Source organism: Burkholderia savannae (assembly GCF_001524445.2).
GTDB classification, from domain to species: Bacteria; Pseudomonadota; Gammaproteobacteria; order Burkholderiales; family Burkholderiaceae; genus Burkholderia; species Burkholderia savannae.
This window is the reverse complement of record NZ_CP013418.1, coordinates 2,049,456-2,066,200: the sequence shown is the minus strand read 5'-3', so window position 1 is coordinate 2,066,200 and position 16,745 is coordinate 2,049,456. Positions and strand designations below refer to the sequence as shown.

General features: G+C 69.5%; 12 protein-coding genes. 5 read left to right on the top strand and 7 right to left on the bottom strand.

Translation table 11 applies throughout. The annotated features are described in order from the left end of the window. Positions 1-130: 130 nt before the first annotated feature. Positions 131-562 carry a hypothetical protein gene (locus WS78_RS37325; RefSeq protein WP_197419410.1) on the bottom strand — a complete coding sequence of 144 codons (432 nt, stop codon included), beginning with the start codon at positions 560-562 and terminating at the stop codon, positions 131-133. A gap of 30 nt (positions 563-592) precedes the next feature. On the opposite strand from WS78_RS37325, the gene WS78_RS30265 reads away from it, so the two are divergent. The 5 genes from WS78_RS30265 to WS78_RS30240 all read left to right on the top strand — a co-directional run bounded on the left by WS78_RS30265 (position 593) and on the right by WS78_RS30240 (position 8,131). Then, the gene (locus WS78_RS30265; protein ID WP_059579841.1) at positions 593-1,765 is read left to right on the top strand and encodes a porin; all 1,173 of its coding nucleotides are present in this window, start codon (positions 593-595) and stop codon (positions 1,763-1,765) included. A 693-nt stretch (positions 1,766-2,458) separates the two neighbouring features. Beyond that, complete coding sequence (locus WS78_RS30255) at positions 2,459-4,027, top strand: thioredoxin family protein (RefSeq protein ID WP_059579845.1); 1,569 nt, start codon at positions 2,459-2,461, stop codon at positions 4,025-4,027. Between the two features lie 370 nt (positions 4,028-4,397). After that, a complete protein-coding gene (locus WS78_RS30250; RefSeq protein WP_059579850.1) occupies positions 4,398-4,862 on the top strand; it encodes a type III secretion system chaperone in 465 nt (154 codons plus the stop codon). Positions 4,863-5,012: 150 nt separating this feature from the next. Further along, positions 5,013-5,372 (top strand): hypothetical protein, encoded by a 360-nt coding sequence (locus WS78_RS30245; RefSeq protein ID WP_059579854.1) that lies wholly within the window; start codon positions 5,013-5,015, stop codon positions 5,370-5,372. Between the two features lie 230 nt (positions 5,373-5,602). Continuing rightward, a complete protein-coding gene (locus tag WS78_RS30240) occupies positions 5,603-8,131 on the top strand; it encodes a penicillin-binding protein 1A (RefSeq protein ID WP_059579858.1) in 2,529 nt (842 codons plus the stop codon). A 235-nt stretch (positions 8,132-8,366) separates the two neighbouring features. Here the strand turns inward: WS78_RS30240 and WS78_RS30235 are convergent, their stop codons facing one another. The 6 genes from WS78_RS30235 to WS78_RS30215 form a co-directional block, all read right to left on the bottom strand. Further along, entirely contained in the window at positions 8,367-9,725 is a 1,359-nt protein-coding gene (locus WS78_RS30235) for a putative glycoside hydrolase (protein WP_059579862.1), read from the bottom strand. Next, the gene (locus tag WS78_RS36605; RefSeq protein ID WP_145986941.1) at positions 9,722-10,165 is read right to left on the bottom strand and encodes a hypothetical protein; all 444 of its coding nucleotides are present in this window, start codon (positions 10,163-10,165) and stop codon (positions 9,722-9,724) included. Before WS78_RS36605 ends, WS78_RS30235 begins: the two co-directional genes overlap by 4 nt. Further along, positions 10,162-11,079 carry a polysaccharide deacetylase family protein gene (locus WS78_RS30230; protein WP_059579890.1) on the bottom strand — a complete coding sequence of 306 codons (918 nt, stop codon included), beginning with the start codon at positions 11,077-11,079 and terminating at the stop codon, positions 10,162-10,164. The genes WS78_RS36605 and WS78_RS30230 overlap by 4 nt, the downstream gene beginning before the upstream one ends. 762 nt (positions 11,080-11,841) lie before the next feature. After that, positions 11,842-12,792: a dimethyl sulfoxide reductase anchor subunit family protein gene (locus tag WS78_RS30225; RefSeq protein WP_059579865.1), complete on the bottom strand. Its 951-nt coding sequence runs from the start codon at positions 12,790-12,792 to the stop codon at positions 11,842-11,844. A 60-nt stretch (positions 12,793-12,852) separates the two neighbouring features. Then, positions 12,853-13,608, bottom strand: coding sequence for a 4Fe-4S dicluster domain-containing protein (locus WS78_RS30220; RefSeq protein ID WP_059579868.1), 756 nt, complete (start codon positions 13,606-13,608; stop codon positions 12,853-12,855). A 13-nt stretch (positions 13,609-13,621) separates the two neighbouring features. Next, positions 13,622-16,543 (bottom strand): molybdopterin oxidoreductase family protein, encoded by a 2,922-nt coding sequence (locus WS78_RS30215; RefSeq protein ID WP_059579872.1) that lies wholly within the window; start codon positions 16,541-16,543, stop codon positions 13,622-13,624. Between the last annotated feature and the right edge of the window lie 202 nt (positions 16,544-16,745).

Genomic DNA, 16,745 nt, shown 5'->3' with positions numbered 1-16,745 from the left:
GTAATGTGGGATTCGTGGAAGCTGAATGGTGATCCTTGTCCGAGATATGTGAGACGGCTGTCTTTTGCGACCTGTCGGCGGCTAATGCGGCTTCCGCGCGTGGATTTATGATTGATGTGTCGGGTGGGCATTAATCGACTTCGGTCGCCGCGAATCGAGTTCGAAGTGGATCGGGGATGCTCGCATTGCGCGGCTGGGGCCGCGTAATCAAGATCGGCGCGGGCCGTTGGGGCAATAAGGCCTTCGCCGTCATGTGGCCGAGTAAGGCGCGCGCGAACCCGATTTCGACTTGAATGACCGCGTCGCGGCCGTCAACTGGCCTATTCGAAATCTGCAATGCGCGTCGGTTGCGTCGTGAATTCGGCTGATGCGTTCGTGCGCGCGCACGCTCCGGTGCCCGATATATGGTGTCGGTGTCGCGCGCGGCGAATCGGGCGGGCGCGGCGCCGGCGACATTGTCGCGGGCGCGTGCCGAGTTCGGCGATCCGGCGCCCATCATAACCATCGCAGAATTAATTGGTTTTCGGTTCGTCGTCCTGTCCGTATCGTTCAGCGATTCCAACAACAAGTCGACTACGAGGACAACCACCACATGAAGCAAACGAAGCACCTCGCCGCGCTCGCCGTGCCGGCCGGCCTCCTGCTCTGCGCCGGCGCGCACGCGCAAAGCAGCGTCACGCTGTACGGGATCGTCGATGCGGGCATCGCATACGTGCACAACGCGCAGGGAACCGACGGCCGCAATCAGTCGTCGCTCGTGAAATTCAGCAGCGGCAACCTGTCCGGCAGCCGCTGGGGCCTGAAGGGGACCGAGGATCTGGGCGGCGGCCTCGCGGCGCTGTTCCAGCTCGAAAACGGCTTCAATCTCGGCACCGGCCAGCAGAACGGCAATCGCGAGTTCGGCCGCAAGGCGATCGTCGGCCTCGCGAGCAACACGTGGGGCACCGTCACGCTCGGCCGCCAATACGATCCGGTCGTCGATCTCGTGCAGGGGCTTACCGAGGACAATTACTTCGGCGGCGTGTTCGCGACGCCGGGCGACCTCGACAACTACGACAACAGCCTGCGCGTGAGCAACTCGGTGAAGTACACGAGCCCGGTGCTGTCGGGCTTCCAGTTCGAAGCGCTGTACGGCTTCGGCGGCGTGGCCGGCGCGACGGGCAGCGGCCGCACGTACAGCTTCGCGGCGAGCTACGCGAACGGGCCGCTGTCGCTCGGCGCCGGCTATCTGTACGCGGACGGCGGCACGACCGCCGCGAACGGCGTGCGCACGTGGACGGGCAGCTCGGACACGCTGTTCAACACCGTGATCAACCAGGGCTTCGCGAGCGCGAAGTCGATTCAGATCGTGCGCGTCGGCGGCCAGTACGTGCTCGGCTCGGCGACGTTCGGCCTCGCGTATTCGAACACGCACTACGGCCGCGATTCGCTGTCGACGTTCAACGAAACCGCGAAGTTCAACAGCGGCTCCGCGTTCTTCAACTATCAGTTCTCGCCGGCGCTGCGCGCGGGCGTCGGCTACAACTACACGTCGCTGACGGGGCCCGCTTCCGCGCACTATCACCAGGTGAACCTCGGCGCGGGCTACGCACTGTCGAAGCGCACCGATCTCTATGCGCTGTTCGGCTATCAGAAGGCGAGCGGCCGCACGCTCGGCGCGAACGGCTCGGTGGTCGATGCGCAGGCGTCCGTCGGTTCGTATGGCGTGAACTCGGGCACCGATTCGCAGGAGCTCGCGATCGTCGGGATTCGGCACAAGTTCTGATCCGGGCGCGCGATTCGCGGTGCGCGACGGGCCGGGCGGGAGGTTGCGCGCGGGCGTCGTCGCGTCGCGTCGTCGATGGAATCGAGCGAATCGGCGCAAGCGATGCTCGCGATGCGGCGGACGAAAGCGCGACGGAGCCGCGCAGATCGGGTGTCGGGATCGAAGGGCGGGAAGCGATCGAGAAGATCTACGTCGCCGCCGCTCCGACTGCCATTGCGGCGATCGTCGCGAATCGCGCGCGTGTCGATGATGTCGATCCATCGCGACGACGTCGGCTCCGTCCGCCGCCGCGGACGTCTCGGCTGCCCGGCTGGTCGTGAACGACGCGCTCGTGTCGACGGCCGCCGCGCCCGCGGCACGGCGGTCAAGCAAGCCGCCGCGGCACACGAGCCCGTTGCCCGATCCCATTGGCGAGTCCGTTGCGCGACCCTTTTCCCGCCGAGCCCTTGCCGCGTTCTTGCCGAGTTCTCGCCGAGTTCTCGCCGCGTTCTTGCCGAGCCCTCGCCGAGTTCCCGCCGAGTCTCTCGCGTCACACATCGAGGCCTCCCGCAGCGCCCGAGATTGTTTCTATACTTCATACGATTGCGCCGTGAAAGAACGGAGCGCGCGGCCGGCGCGCTCGAACGTCAACCCGATGCGGGCCGCCACCAAGATGCCGAACGACGCGGCGCCGCCCCAACCGGACTCTCATCGATGAAAACTGCGATTCGAAAGCTGACGGCGTCGCTGCTCGTCGCCGCCGCGGGCGCGTGCTTCGCCGCCGACGCGCCGCACGCGCCCGAGCATCTGCCGCCCGGCATCGCGTGGCGGCAAGGCGACGTCGACGCCGCGTTCGCCGAGGCGAAGCGCACGAACAAGCCGCTGTTCCTGTATTGGGGCGCGGTCTGGTGCCCGTCGTGCAATCAGGTGAAGTCGACGATCTTCAGCCAGCAGGCGTTCAAAGCGCGCTCGTCGTTCTTCGTGCCGGTTTATCTCGACGGCGACACCGAGAATGCGCAGAAGATCGGCGAGCGCTTCAAGGTGCGCGGCTATCCGACGATGATCCTGTTCCGGCCGGACGGCGCCGAAGTCACGCGGCTGCCGGGCGAAGTCGATCTCGACCGCTACATGCAGGCGCTGTCGATCGGGCTGAACGCCGCGCATCCGTTCAAGCAGACGCTCGCGGCCGCGCTGAAGGACGGCGCGCGCGTCACGCCCGACGACTGGCGCGTGCTCGCCGACTACTCGTGGGACACCGACGGCGATCTGCCGGTGCCGAACGAGCGCGTCGCGACGACGCTGCAAACGCTCGCCCGCCACGCGCGCGCGGGCCATGCGAGCGCCGAGGGGCTGCGGCTCGATTTGAAGGCGGTCGTGTCGGCGGCGCTCGGCGATCCGCCGCAGCGGGGCGATGTCGACAAGGCGGCGGGCGCGGCCGCCGTGCGCGACGCGCTGCGCGACCCGAAGCTTGCGCGCGCGGACTATGACGTGCTCGTCGCCGCGCCGGACGACGTCGTCAAGTATCTGGCGGGCGGCGACGCGGCGGCGCGCGCGACGCTCGCGAAGCAGTACGATGCGGCGCTCGCGCGGCTGTCGACCGATAGGTCGCTCGCCGCGATCGACCGGACGATGGCGCTGCACGGCCGCGTGCGCATCGCGCGGCTCGACGCGAAGCCGGGCGCGCCGCTGCCGTCCGCGCTCGCCGACGCGGTGCGGCGGCAGACCGCGTCGGCGCTCGCCGAATCGACGAACGTCTATGGGCGGCAGGCGGTCGTCAGCGAGGCGGCGGACACGCTGACCGACGCCGGCCAGTTCGATGCGGCCGACGCGCTGCTGAAGGCGGAGATCGCACGTTCGCCGACGCCGTACTACTTCATGTCGGGGCTCGCGGCGAATGCGAAGGCGCGCGGCGACCGCGCGGCGGCGCTCGCTTGGTACAGGAAGGCGTATGAAGCGGCGACCGGCCCGGCGACGCGGCTGCGCTGGGGCGCGGCGTACTTCGCGAACGCGGTCGATCTCGCGCCGGACGACGCCGAGCGAATCCGCGCGATCGCAAGCGACGTGCTGACGCAGGCGAGCCAGACGCGCAACGCGTTCTACGGCGCGAACCGGCGCGCGCTGACGCGCGTCGTCACGCAGCTCGCGCATTGGCGGCAGGGCGGCGCGCACGACGTGGCGGCGCTCGCGGTCGTCAGGCAGTTCGAAGGCGTGTGCGGGAAGCTGCCGGCGGGCGATCCGCAAGTCGGGACCTGCGAGAGCTTGATCAGGAGCGCGAGGGCATGACGGCGTCGAACGACGCCTCGCGTGCAGGCGCGCGCGGGGCGCGAGAGGGGGACGCGCTGGGTTGGCGCGCTTGAGCGGCGCGCCCGCGAGCGCGCATTGCGCGCGGACGTCGCGCATTTCCGTGGCGCATGGCCGGAAGCAACATGCGTCGTCGCTCATGCGAAATCGTTTGTCGCGCGAGCCGGCAATGCGCCCGCGCCCGCCCGGCCGCACTGAAGCCACGCGAAGCCGGTGCCCGGAAGCGGTTCGCGCGGCCGGCCCACGCACTTTCCGGGTCAAAATCGAAACAAGCGCCCGGTATTCGAAAGAGGTTCGCGCCCGACTGCCTAACATTGGCGCCGTACGAGCAACCAAGAGCCAATCGATGGAAATGACGAACGCCCTGCTGGGCGAATTCGGCGCGCGGATCGGGCTATCCGATCTGAAATTCGACGCGACCGGCGTATGCCAGCTGCGAATCGACGATCTGAAGCTCGCGCTTTACGACAACCGTGCGCTCGACTGTCTGACGCTGCTCGCCGAATTGCCGATGCCGACGGTCGACACGCTGCAACGCGAAGCGTGGACGCGCTTCGTGCTCGCCCGCCAGTTCGACGCGTTGCACGAGCACGTGCCGACCATCGGCCTGAATCCGCAAACGGATGCGCTCGTGGCGATGCGTCATTTGTCGCCCGCGAACCTGACGCTCGAACGTCTGACGGGCGCATTCGCCGGGCTCGTCGAATGGCTGGCGGCCTGGAGCCGCGAGTCTTGCGCGATCGAGCAACAGGCGTTTTCCGCGTCGCACGATGCGCTTCGCTCGACCCGCGAATACGATGCGCTCGCCCATGCTTGAGCTTGATTCGGCCCCGTTCGTTTCCACGCAATCCGGCGTCGGCCCGGCCGCGGCGGCCGAGCGCAACGCCGGGCGTCTCGACGTCGCCGGAGCGCCGCGCACGATCGCTTCGGCGGCGCATCGTTTCGCTTCGATTTCGACGATCCGCATTTGCGCGATACCGCGTGGCTCAGCCTCGTCGAAATGTGTTTCGCGCGCACGCCGAAGCTCGATCGGCACATCGAAGGCCCGAGCCGGGACGAATGCGCGCGCTTGTCCGGGCGCACGCCGCAGCCGCTCCGGACGGCATTCGCCGGCGAGGTCATGAAGGCGGGCACTGCGCTGTCCGTCGTGCGCGACGGGCGCGCGAACCTGCCGCCGGACGCGCGGGCGCGCGTGCTCGGCGGCGTCGACGACGTGCCTGTCAACAAGCTCGCCGACGCCCTGCATCGCCCGGAGATCGGGGCGGCGCGCCGCGTCTTCTCGAACCGGTACATGGAAGTCGCGGTCAAGAAGGACGACAAGTTTTGACGCCGATGCGGCGGCGCGGATGACGGCCGCCGCCGTCGCCGCGGTGCGCGCCCGTTGCCCGGAACGACGGGCGTGAACCGCGGCGTCGCGGGCGGGGCCGCAGTTGCGACGCGTCGGCGTCAACGGCGGCATCGGCGGCAGCATCGCGATGCCGCTCCGGCCCCGCCATCCTTCGGGCGCGTCGCCGCGTTTGGTACGATGCACGCTTTCCCACCCATTCGCATCACCGCGTGAATCGCCGAATCGTGTCGTCCCTCCTCGACCGTTGCGCGGCCTGGCTCGCCGCCGCAAAGCCGCACGCCGCCAACGTCCTGCGCCGCTTGCGTCATCCGACGCGACGCGGCGTCCTGCTCGCGCTCGCCGCCGTCCCCGCGCTGTTCGTGATCTACGTGTTCGCGCTGATCCCGTTCACGCCGGGCATCGGCGACATCCGCAAGGCGCGCGTCGACGCGCCCGCGCAGATCCTGTCCGCCGACGGCAAGCTGCTCGCCGAGTTCAAGCCGTCGAACCGCGAATGGGTGCCGCTCGCGGGCATCTCGCCGAAGATGGTCGATGCGCTGATCTCGACCGAGGACCACCGCTTCTACGAGCACCACGGCCTCGACTGGCGCCGCACCGCGGGCGCCGCGCTGCGCACGTTCTCGGGCGAGCGGCAGGGCGGCTCGACGATCACGCAGCAGCTCGCGCGCAATCTGTATCCGGACGAGATCGGCCGCGCGCCGACGCTCACGCGCAAGCTGAAAGAGGCGATCACCGCGCTGAAGATCGAGGCGGTCTACAGCAAGCCGCAGATTCTCGAGACGTATCTGAACACGGTGCCGTTCCTGTACAACGCGTACGGCGTCGAGATGGCGGCGCGCACGTACTTCGACAAATCGGCCGATCAGCTCGACGCGCTCGACGCCGCGACGCTCGTCGGCATGCTGAAGGGCAACAGCTATTACAACCCGGTGCTGAACCCCGAGCGCGCGCTCGCGCGGCGCAACACGGTGCTTGCGCAGATGGTGAAGTACGGGAAGTTGTCGCCCGCCGCGTATGCGTCGCTGCAGAAGAAGCCGCTGCGGATCGACTTCGAGCGGCAGAAGGAGCCGCCCGGCCCCGCGCCGCATTTCGCGCAGCAACTGCGCAAGTGGCTGATCGCGTGGGCCGACCGCAACGACTACAACATCTACTCGGACGGCCTCGTCGTGCGCACGACGATCGATTCGCGGCTGCAGACGTACGCGACGCAGGCACTCGCGCGGCAGACGAATCAGCTTCAGGGCGTCGCGAACGGGATGTGGAACGCGGGCAGCGGCTGCGCGCCGGGCAATCCGCTATTCCGCGCGTTCGTGCGCGAGACGCCGCAGTTCCGTGCGGCGCTCGACGGCGGCGCGACCGAGGGCGCGGCGCTCAAGCGCCTGCTCGCCGATCGCGGCTTCGCGCGCGCGCTCTGCAAGACGAAGGCCGACGTGCAGGCGGGCTTTCTCGCGATCGATCCGCGCAACGGGCAAATCAGGGCGTGGGTCGGCAGCCGCGACTTCACGACCGAGCCGTTCGATCACGTGCAGCAGGCGCGCCGGCAACCGGGCTCGACGTTCAAGCCGTTCGTCTACGGCGCGGCGTTCGCGGCGGGCGCGACGCCCGACGACACGTTCGTCGATCAGCCGGTCGAGATTGCGCTGAAGGGCGGCGAGATCTGGCGGCCCGACGACGACGCGCCGCCGACCGGCAAGCCGATGACGCTGCGCGACGCGATCGCGTATTCGCGCAACCGGATCACCGCACAGCTGATGATGAAAGTCGGCCCGCAAAAGGTCGCGCGGCTCGCGCGCGCGATGGGCGTGCGCGACAGCGAGCTCGACGCGGTGCCGGCGCTCGCGCTCGGCACGAGCCCCGTCACGCTCAAGGAGATGGTGTCCGCGTACGCGACGATCGCGAACGTCGGCGAATACGTCGAGCCGCGGATGGTCACGCGCATCGAGGATCGCAACGGCGAGGTGCTCGCCGAATTCGCGAGCGCGTCGCCCGAGCGCGCGCTCGACGCGGCGGCGGCGCGCACGCTGATCGACGTGATGCGCGGCGTCGTCGAGCGCGGCACCGGCGCGCCGATCCGCTCGCGCTACGGCATTCGCGCGGACGTCGCCGGCAAGACCGGCACGACGCAGGGCGACACCGACGGCTGGTTCATCCTGATGCAGCCGGAGCTCGTGGCGGGCGCGTGGGTCGGCTTCGACGACGGCCACGTGACGCTCGGCAGCGACTGGGGGCAAGGGGCGAGGAGCGCGCTGCCGATCGTCGGCGACTTCTATCAGCGGGCGATTCGCGCGCGGATCGTCGATACGCGCGAGCGCTTCGCGACCGAGGCGCCGCCGGGCGCGTTCGACACGTTCCGCGACAAGCTCGGCGACTGGTATCGCTATCTGTTCGGGAAGCCCGAGCCGCAGAAGGCCGCGCCGCCGCCGAAGGCGCCGCGTGCGCCGGTGGAGGAGGTGATGCCGGCGTCCGAGGTCGAAGCGGCTTCCGAGGCAGCCGCGGCGGCGCGCGCCGCGTCCGAAGCGTCAGCCTCGGCCGCGTCGGCCGTGAGCGTTGCGCCGTTCGCGCCGGGCGGCGCATCCGCGCCTCAGATGCCGCCGCTGCTGCAGCCCACGCCGCCTTCGTCCGTGCAGCCGCCGCCCGCCGCGCAGCCGGATAACGGCTTGCCGAACGACAGCGCGCCGATGTCGCCGACGCCGACGCCCGACGCGCCGGCGGCGAGCGGAACGGGCGCAGGCAACTAGCGGCGCCGCGCGAAGGAGGGGCGGAGTCGCGACGCGCCCGCGCATGCCGGCGGCGTGCGCGTCGCCGGATCGGCCCGCGCCGGCTGGCGCGCAAGCAGGCGGTGCGCGGCGGCGCGGGACATCGGCGCGGCGGCGCGTGCCGCCGTCGAGCACACGCAAACACTGCGGCCTCGAGACGAGTTCGAGAGCGGCCGTGTCGATCCGCTCCGCGCGGCCACGCCGTGCCGCCGCGCGCTCATTTCGGCAACTGTTGCGGATCGTAGCGATTGCGCGCGTTCCACAGCATCCAGCCGTCGGTGTCGGCGGCCTCGGCGGCGTCGACCTGCGCGCGGATCTCCTCCGCCGCGAAATCGCGGCGGTCGAACGCATAGTCGCGAAACGCCTGCAGCCATGGCCGGAACCGCACGCCCGGCAGCCCGGTCCGCGAGCGCGCCTCGGCGAGCGAGCGGCGCACGATCTGCCCCGGATCGGCAGTCGGCTGCGTGCAGCCCGGCAATCCCCACGTGAAGCCGGACGGGTAGAGCATCGGCGAAATGTAGTCGAGCGGCCCGCCGAGCATTTCGATCTGCTGACCGATCGCGGTGTCGTCCTCGTTCCAGCAGACGTAGCCGAAGATATCGGCGGCGACGAACACGTTGTACGGCGCGAGCCGGCCGCGCGCCGCCTGCAGGAAGCCCGTGATCGCCGCGGTGCGGTTCGCGCGCGTGTTCGGCACGCTGAAGCGCAGCCCGCGCGCGTCCGGAAAGCGCACGTAGTCGAACTGGATTTCGTCGAAGCCGAGCTTCGCCGCTTCCTCGGCGACGTCGAGGTTGTGCGTCCACGCCTCGCGCAGCGTCGGATCGATCCAGCGCAGCTTCTCGCGATCGTGCCACACGTCGCCGTCCGCATCGCGCACCGTCCAGTCCGGATGCGCGGCGGCGAGCGGATCGTCCTTGAACACGACGATCCGCGCGATCAGATAGAACCCGCGCCGATGCAGATCGCCGACGAGCGCGGCGAAGTCGCGCACCACGGGCGCGTTCGGCGTTTGCGCGGCCGCGCCCGACGCGCGCCGCGCCGCGCTCGGATACGGCGCGATGCCGCGATCGCCCTTCATGTCGATGACGAGCGCGTTGATCGCGGTGTCGCCCTTGAGTTTCGTCGCGGCGTCGCGCAGCGTCTTGCTCGTGATCCCGAATACGGACAGATAGACAGCCTTCGGCCGGAACGGCGCGAGCGCGACGGTGACGGGTTTGCCGGTTTCGACGGCCGCGCGCGTCGCGAGATAGCCGGGCGCGCGCACGGCGATGTCGGCGGCGGCCGCGCCGCTCGAGAACGCGCCGTGGTCGTCCGCGCGCATCGGGCGGCCGCCGATCGTCACGACCGCGGCCGCGATCGTCTTGCCGGTTCGCGCGTCGACGACGGTGCCGCGGACGGCGGGCGCGGGCGTTGGAGTTGGCGTCGGTGTCGGCGTCGGCGTCGGCGATGCGGCCGCCGGTGCGCCGGATGATGCGTCGGCGGCGAGCGCATCGCCGGCCGGCGGCACGGCTGCCAATGCGACGGCGAGCACGCACGCACGGGCGCTCGTACGCAACCATTGTGCGATTGTGTTCATGTGCGGTCCTCTGCATGCGTCGCGACGAACGCGTCGGTAGGCGCGGCGGCGGCAATGGCGAGCGCGCGTGTGCAAGGGCTCGTTCGCAGCCGTCGGGCGAGCCCGTTCATGGTCGATCTCCCGCGTGCGTCACGGCGATCGCATCGATGAGTGCGGGCGGCGATGGCGAATGTGCGCGCACATGCGCAGGTTTTCAGCCATTGCGAACACGCGTTCATCGCCGGCCCGCCCGCATGCGTCGCGGCGAGCGCGCCGGCGGATGCGGCGGCCGTGACGGCGAGCGCGTCCGCAGCGGCGTTGGTCCGTGATCCATGATCGAACTCGGGCATGAGCGATGCTTCGAGTGAATATCGGCGCTCGCCGTGGCGGTTACGGCGGAGGTGGTTGCCGTGAGCGTGCGAGTGATCGCGCACCCGTGGCCGAGAGTCGATTTCGTTCACTGCGGAACCTCCGCGTGCATGTCGCCATGAGTATCGGCGTGAGACGCGGCGTGAGACGCGGTGTGAGAAGCGGCATGCACATCGTCGCGCTCGCCGAGCAGCCGCGCGAGCGCGGCCGGCGTGCAACCTTCGACGATCAGGAAGCGCGGCAGCGCGAGCGGCGCGTCGCCGCGCCGGGCCTTGCGCGCGTCGAGCGTGAAGCCCGCGACGTAGCCCGCCTGAGCGGCGAGCGCCGTGAGTTCGTCGTCGTAGAGGCCGAACGGCCATGCGAGCAGATCGATCCGGCCGCCGACTTCGCGCTCGAGCAACGCGCGCGAATGCGCGAACTGCGTCGCGGCGAAGCGGCGGAACGCGTCCGGCGCGAGACGCCGCCGCTCGGTGCGGAAGTTCGGATGCCACCACGTGTGCGACTGGATGTCGAAGCGGCCGGTGTCGCGCAATGCGCGCAGCTCGTCCCACGTCATTGCGTACGATGCGTTCGAGATCGCGGACGGATAGATGAACAACGTGACGGGCAGCCGCTCGCGCAGCACGATCGGCCGCAATAGTTCGTACACCGAGCGATGGCCGTCGTCGACGGTGATCGCGACCGCCTTGTCCGGCAGCGACGCGGACGGCGACGCCGCCCATGCGACGACCTCGCGCAGCGGCACGACGGTGTAGCCATGCGAGCGGAGGAATGCGAGCTGCGCTTCGAATGTGCTGACTCGGATGGTCATCGAGTCGGGCGGCGCCGATATCGAGAAACGGTGATAGACGAGAATCGCGGGGCGCGACGCGCCGTCGGCGGGCGGTGCGGCGGCATCGGCGTTTGCCCCGGCGAACGCCGGCGATGCGACGCTCGCCGCCGATGCGAGACACCAGGCCGCCGCCGCGAGCCGGAATCGGGTGAAGCGGGAGCCTGAGTGTCGCAATGGCGTTCCTTCGGTTGTTCGAAACTTGTTCGGGCGGACCGATCGCGATTGCGCCGGGGCGTCGCGAGTGGCGGCGAGCATGCGTGCGCACGCTTCGTCGCCGTGCGCTTCGCCTCGATCGGCGGGTGCTTTCGCCATGCGGCCGCGCTCACCGAGCCCGCCGCGCAAGCATGCCCGCCGCGCAAGCATGCCCGATGCATCATGCGGCACGATGATTCGCCGTCGGCGAGCCACGGCAGCGCGACGAGGCCGATTCACCCCGCTCTTGCGGGCGGCCCGGGGGCGACCGTCACGGCAGCGCGCCGAGCGGAGCCGGTGGACGCCACCGGTTCCCGTAAAGGCTCACGTCAGCTCCCGTAAAGACTCACCGCCGCGGCGCCGAACGCCGTTGCGGCGGCCACGTGAGCGGCCGGCGCGCGTGGCCGGGCGGATCGCATCGAATCGAACCGGTTACGCCATGTCGAACATGCTGCTATGGTTTGAGCGGCGGCGATTGATCGTGGTCAATAACGCCGGCCTTGGCGCCGCGAATTCGACGGACGCGGGTCGCGCGGACGGCGGCGCGAGCGAAGAGGAAAGACGAACGATACCGGGGCGCGACGCGAAAGACATCGGCAGGCGGCGTCGGCGGGGCGGCGGGGCGCTGCGGGGCGGCGCATGCGTCACGTCAGGCGGCGAGCGCCTCGGCCGAGCGCAACGTCCGCATGCCGGACGCGCGCATCGAGCGCAACCTCGATGCGCTCGATGCGCACGCGCCGTTCGTCACGCGGCGCTCTGGTAATAGACGTTTTGCGGATGCCGCGCTTCGGCGAAGAAAAACCAGCGTTCCGCGACGAGCCCCGCATACTGGATCGCGAACGCGCCGCACGCAAGCGCGAACGACGCGACGGCCGGCGCGGCCGCGCCGCCGATCGCGAGCAGCAGGAACGGCAACGCGAACGCGCAGATCAGGAACGTCCACTTCACGCGTTGCAGCGTGCGCGGCGTTTTCCCGTGAAAGAACTCGCGCAGGTTGAACGCGCCGGCCGTGAAGCCGCGCGATCGCTGGACGACCTGCCGCGCGCGAATGCCGGTCGCGCTCTGCACGGTCGAGCGCGGCCGCAGCCGCGCGTTGCGCGCGAGCGACGCGACGCGCGTCGCGCCGCCCGCGAGGGTCAGCGCGCATGCGCACGCGGCGAGCGCGGGCACGAGCGGCGGAACGAACCACGCGGCGCCGGCGGTCGCGAGCGTGAAGCCGGACGCGCAACCGAGCAGCACGAAATTGGTCATCGTGAGCGGCGTCGCCCATTCCTGCAGAAAGCGCAGACAGATGTAGATCATGCCGGTGCAGACGAACAGCGCGCCGCCCGCGATCGTCGCGAGCAGGCCGAGCGCGAGCGTGTACGGCAGCGCGAGCAGATGCGCGCCGCCGTAGGCGGTCGTGCACGCGAGAAACACCGGCAGCGCGATGCATTCGCGCGCGAGCCACGACGTGCGCCACATCGCGATCGCGCGCCACGCGCGCTCCGGATGCCCGAGATGGAAGAACGACGCGAACAGGCCGAGCGAGCCGAGCAGCACCGACAGCGCCGCGTTCGCGACGAAGAACGCCTGCGGCGGCGCTGCGAACAGCCCGAGCCGCGCCGCGAGCTCGACGCCGAACAGCGCGATCATGAGCCCCTGGCTCGCGCCGCACAGCGTCGTCAGGAAGATGACCGAGAAAGCGGGTTTCATGCGTGGTGCTCCGGATTCGTTATCAAAGGCGATGGCCGGTGACGCGCGCGTCCGGCGCGTTCAGGCGCGCTTCGCGAGCGCGGCGAGATTCACCGGTGCGTACGCGAAGTCGTCGTCGGCGGAAGCGGGCGCGGGCGCAGGCGAGACCGCCGCGTCCGCCGATCCGCATGCGCACGCGTTGCCGCCGCCGCCGCAGGCGGTCGTCGTGCGGCGCGGCAGATAGTGATTCGCGGGCCGCGTGCCCCATTCCGGCATCAGCTGATAGCCGCCGCGCTCGCGAATCGCTTGCGATACGGCCGAATCAGGATCGTGAATGTCGCCGAACAGGCGCGCCGACGTCGGACATGCGAGCACGCAGGCGGGCTGGCGGTCGCGCTCGGGCAGCGCGTCGTCATGGATGCGGTCCGCGCAGAGCGTGCACTTCGTCATTTCCTTGCGCGCCTCGTCGAGCTCCCGCGCGCCGTACGGGCACGCCCACGCGCAATACTTGCAGCCGATGCACTTGTCGTAATCGACGAGCACGAGCCCGTCTTCCTTGCGCTTGTAGCTCGCGCCCGTCGGGCACACGGGCACGCACGGGGGGTCTTCGCAATGCAGGCACGACTTCGGAAAGTGGATCGTGTCGGCGAGCGGAAACTCGCCCGCCTCGAACGTCTGCACGCGGTTGAAGAACGTGCCGGACGGATCGGCGTCGTACGGCCGCACGTCCGACAGCGCGCCCGCCGCGCCCGACGTGTTCCATTCCTTGCAGCTCGTCACGCAGGCATGGCATCCCACGCACACGTTCAGATCGATCACGAGCGCCATTTGCGTCATCGCATGCTCCTCGTCAACGGCGTTTCGCCGGGTTGCGCAGCCGGGCGGCGAATTCGCCGCGGCCCGCGAAATAGCCCTGCACGATGCGTCGCACCGCGCCCGTCACGCCCGGCAGCGCCGGCATCGGCGCGAATTGCGGCAGCGTGTGGTCGGCGTGCGCTTCGGCCGGGTAGATGCGCACGCGCACGTCGTACCACGCGGCCTGGCCGGTGATCGGATCGGAGTTCGAGATGCGCGGCGCACGCGCGGCGTCGCCGGGCAGCTCGTCGGTGATCACGTGGTTCAGCAGGAAGCCGCGCTGCGATTCGTTCGCGTGCGGGCCGAGATTCCACGCGCCCGCCGCCTTGCCGATCGCGTTCCAGGTCCACACGGTGCCCGGCTCGACAACCTCGCTGTAGCGTGCGCGGCAACGCACCTTGCCCCATTGCGATTCGACGTAGATCCAGCCGCCGTCGCCGATGCCCGCTTCGCGCGCGGCCTTCGGGTTCACGAACAGATAGTTCTCCCCATGAATCTGGCGAAGCCACGCGTTCTGCGAATCCCACGAGTGATACATCGCCATCGGCCGCTGCGTGACGGCGGCGAGCGGGTAGCGTTGCAGATCGGTCGCGCCGAGCTCGAGCGGCTCGTACCAGAACGGCAGCGGATCGAAATAGCGCGCGATGCGCGCGCGCAAATGGTCGGGCGGCTGCCGGCCGCTCGTCCTGCCCTGGGCGGCGAGGCGGAATGTCTGCATCACGTCCGAATAGAGGTGGATCACGATCGGCTCGTCGAACTTGCGAAAGCCCTTCTCGACCGCCCATTTCAGATACGGGCCGTTGCAGCCGCGCATGTACTGCAGCGTATCCGGCAGCGTGTGGTGGAACACGCAGCCGTGCTTCGCGTATTCGTCCCATTGGCGCGGATTCGGCGCGCCGACGAGCGCGTCGCCGCCGTTCTCGCCGCGCCAGCCCATCAGGAAGCCGACGCCGGAATTGGGCGCGGTCTGATAGTCGACGACGAAGTGCGGATAGTCGCGGAACTTGCGTGTGCCGTCCGGATTCGTGAACGCCGGCAGCTTCAGCCGGCTCGCGAGTTCGATCAGCACGTCCTGAAACGGCTTGCATTCGCCTGTTGGCGGCACCACCGGGACGCGCACCGAGTCCGCCGGGCCGTCGAATTCGGAGATCGGGCGGTCGAGCATCGACATCGCGTCGTGACGCTCGAGGTACGTCGTGTCGGGCAGGATCAGATCGGCGAACGCGGTCATTTCGGACTGGAACGCGTCGCACACGACGATGAACGGGATCTTGTATTCGCCGTTCTCGTGCTTGTCCGCGAGCATCTTGCGGACCTCGACCGTGTTCATCGACGAATTCCACGCCATGTTCGCCATGAAGATCATCAGCGTGTCGATCGGATAGGGATCACCGCGCCACGCGTTCGTGATCACGCTGTGCATCAGGCCGTGCACGGCGAGCGGGTATTCCCACGAGAACGCCTTGTCGATCCGCACCGGGCCGCCGTGCTCGTCGACGAACAGATCCTCGGGCGCGGCCGGCCAGCCGAGCGGGCCCGCCGCGAGCGGCGTGTTCGGGCGCACCGCGTCCGGGCCGTTCGGCGGCTTCGCCGAAGGCGGCACCGCGCGCGGATAAGGCGATTTGTGCCGGAAGCCGCCCGGCCGGTCGATCGTGCCGAGCAGCGACATCAGCACCGCGAGCGCGCGGATCGACTGGAAGCCGTTCGAATGGGCGGCGAGGCCGCGCATCGCATGGAATGCGATCGGGTTGCCGGTGACGGTGTCGTGCGTCTCGCCCCATGCGTCGGTCCAGCGGATCGGCAGCGTGATCCGGTGATCGCGCGCGACGTCCGCCATTTCGTGCGCGAGCCGGCGGATCGTCGCGGCCGGGATGCCCGTGATCCGCTCCGCCCATTCCGGCGTGCATTCGGCGGCGCGCTCGCGCAGCAGCGCGAACGACGGCGCGACGGGCGTGCCGTCGTCGAGCGCGTAGCGGCCCTCGAGCGCGGGCGTCGCGCCGCGCGTGTGATGCGGCACGGGCCGGCCGCTGCCGAGATCCCACCACAGATGGTTTTGCGGAAACAGCGGATTGCGCTCGGGCGTCGCCGCGTCGCGCACGAACAGGCCGAACGTGTCGGCGTCGGCGCGCATGTCGAGCAGTTCGGCCGCGTTCGTGTAGCGCGTGACGAAGTCGCGATCGTAGCGCTGCGTCTCGATCAGCTCGCGGATCAGCGCCATGAACAGCGCGCCGTCGGTGCCGGGGCGGATCGGCACCCATTCGTCGGCGATCGCCGCGTAGCCGGTGCGGATCGGATTGATCGCGACGAACCGGCCGCCCGCGCGCTTGAACTTCGAGATCGCGATTTTCAGCGGATTGGAATGATGGTCCTCGGCGGTGCCGATCATGAAAAACAGCTTCGCGCGATCGAGATCGGGGCCGCCGAATTCCCAGAACGAGCCGCCGACCGTATAGATCATTCCGGCCGCCATGTTCGCCGAGCAGAAGCCGCCGTGGGCCGCGTAATTCGGCGTGCCGTACTGTTTCGCGAAGAGGCCCGTCAGCGCCTGCATCTGGTCGCGGCCGGTGAAGAGCGCGAAACGCTTCGGATCGGTCGCGCGCAGGTGCGCGAGACGTTTTTCGAGCACGCCGAACGCGCGCTCCCACGACACCGGCTCGAACTGCGCGCTGCCGCGCTCGGCGTGCGCCGTGCGCATCAGCGGCTGCGTGAGCCGCGCGGGCGAGTACTGCTTCATGATCCCCGATGCGCCCTTCGCGCAGATCACGCCCTGATTGAGCGGGTGATCAGGGTTGCCGTCGATGTAGCGGACTTCGCCGTCGCGCAGATGCACGCGGATTCCGCAGCGGCACGCGCACATGTAGCAGGTCGTCGTCTTGACTTCGAGTTTCTCGTTGCCGGATCGCACACGATCGTTCATGTTCGCTCTTTGTCGTGGGGCCTGTCGAAGCGAGCGCGACCGTGGTCGACTCGCGCTTTGCATGCTACGTGCGACGTTCTCGTATGAAAAATCGCGATTTCGAACGGAAGTCATCAGCGGGGCCGATAGATCGCCGATGCAGGCGGAGCGTGCGCACACACAAGCCTCATACGCGGTGCGGTGCGGCGCGGCCGGGCACGTC

What these genes read in the sequence shown, in the direction of transcription:
- WS78_RS30265 (WP_059579841.1), top strand. Translation starts at nt 593, where the DNA reads ATGAAGCAAACGAAGCACCTCGCCGCGCTCGCCGTGCCGGCCGGCCTC.
- WS78_RS30255 (WP_059579845.1), top strand. Translation starts at nt 2,459, where the DNA reads ATGAAAACTGCGATTCGAAAGCTGACGGCGTCGCTGCTCGTCGCCGCC.
- WS78_RS30250 (WP_059579850.1), top strand. Translation starts at nt 4,398, where the DNA reads ATGACGAACGCCCTGCTGGGCGAATTCGGCGCGCGGATCGGGCTATCC.
- WS78_RS30235 (WP_059579862.1), bottom strand. Translation starts at nt 9,725, where the DNA reads ATGAACACAATCGCACAATGGTTGCGTACGAGCGCCCGTGCGTGCGTG.
- WS78_RS30225 (WP_059579865.1), bottom strand. Translation starts at nt 12,792, where the DNA reads ATGAAACCCGCTTTCTCGGTCATCTTCCTGACGACGCTGTGCGGCGCG.
- WS78_RS30220 (WP_059579868.1), bottom strand. Translation starts at nt 13,608, where the DNA reads ATGACGCAAATGGCGCTCGTGATCGATCTGAACGTGTGCGTGGGATGC.
- WS78_RS30215 (WP_059579872.1), bottom strand. Translation starts at nt 16,543, where the DNA reads ATGAACGATCGTGTGCGATCCGGCAACGAGAAACTCGAAGTCAAGACG.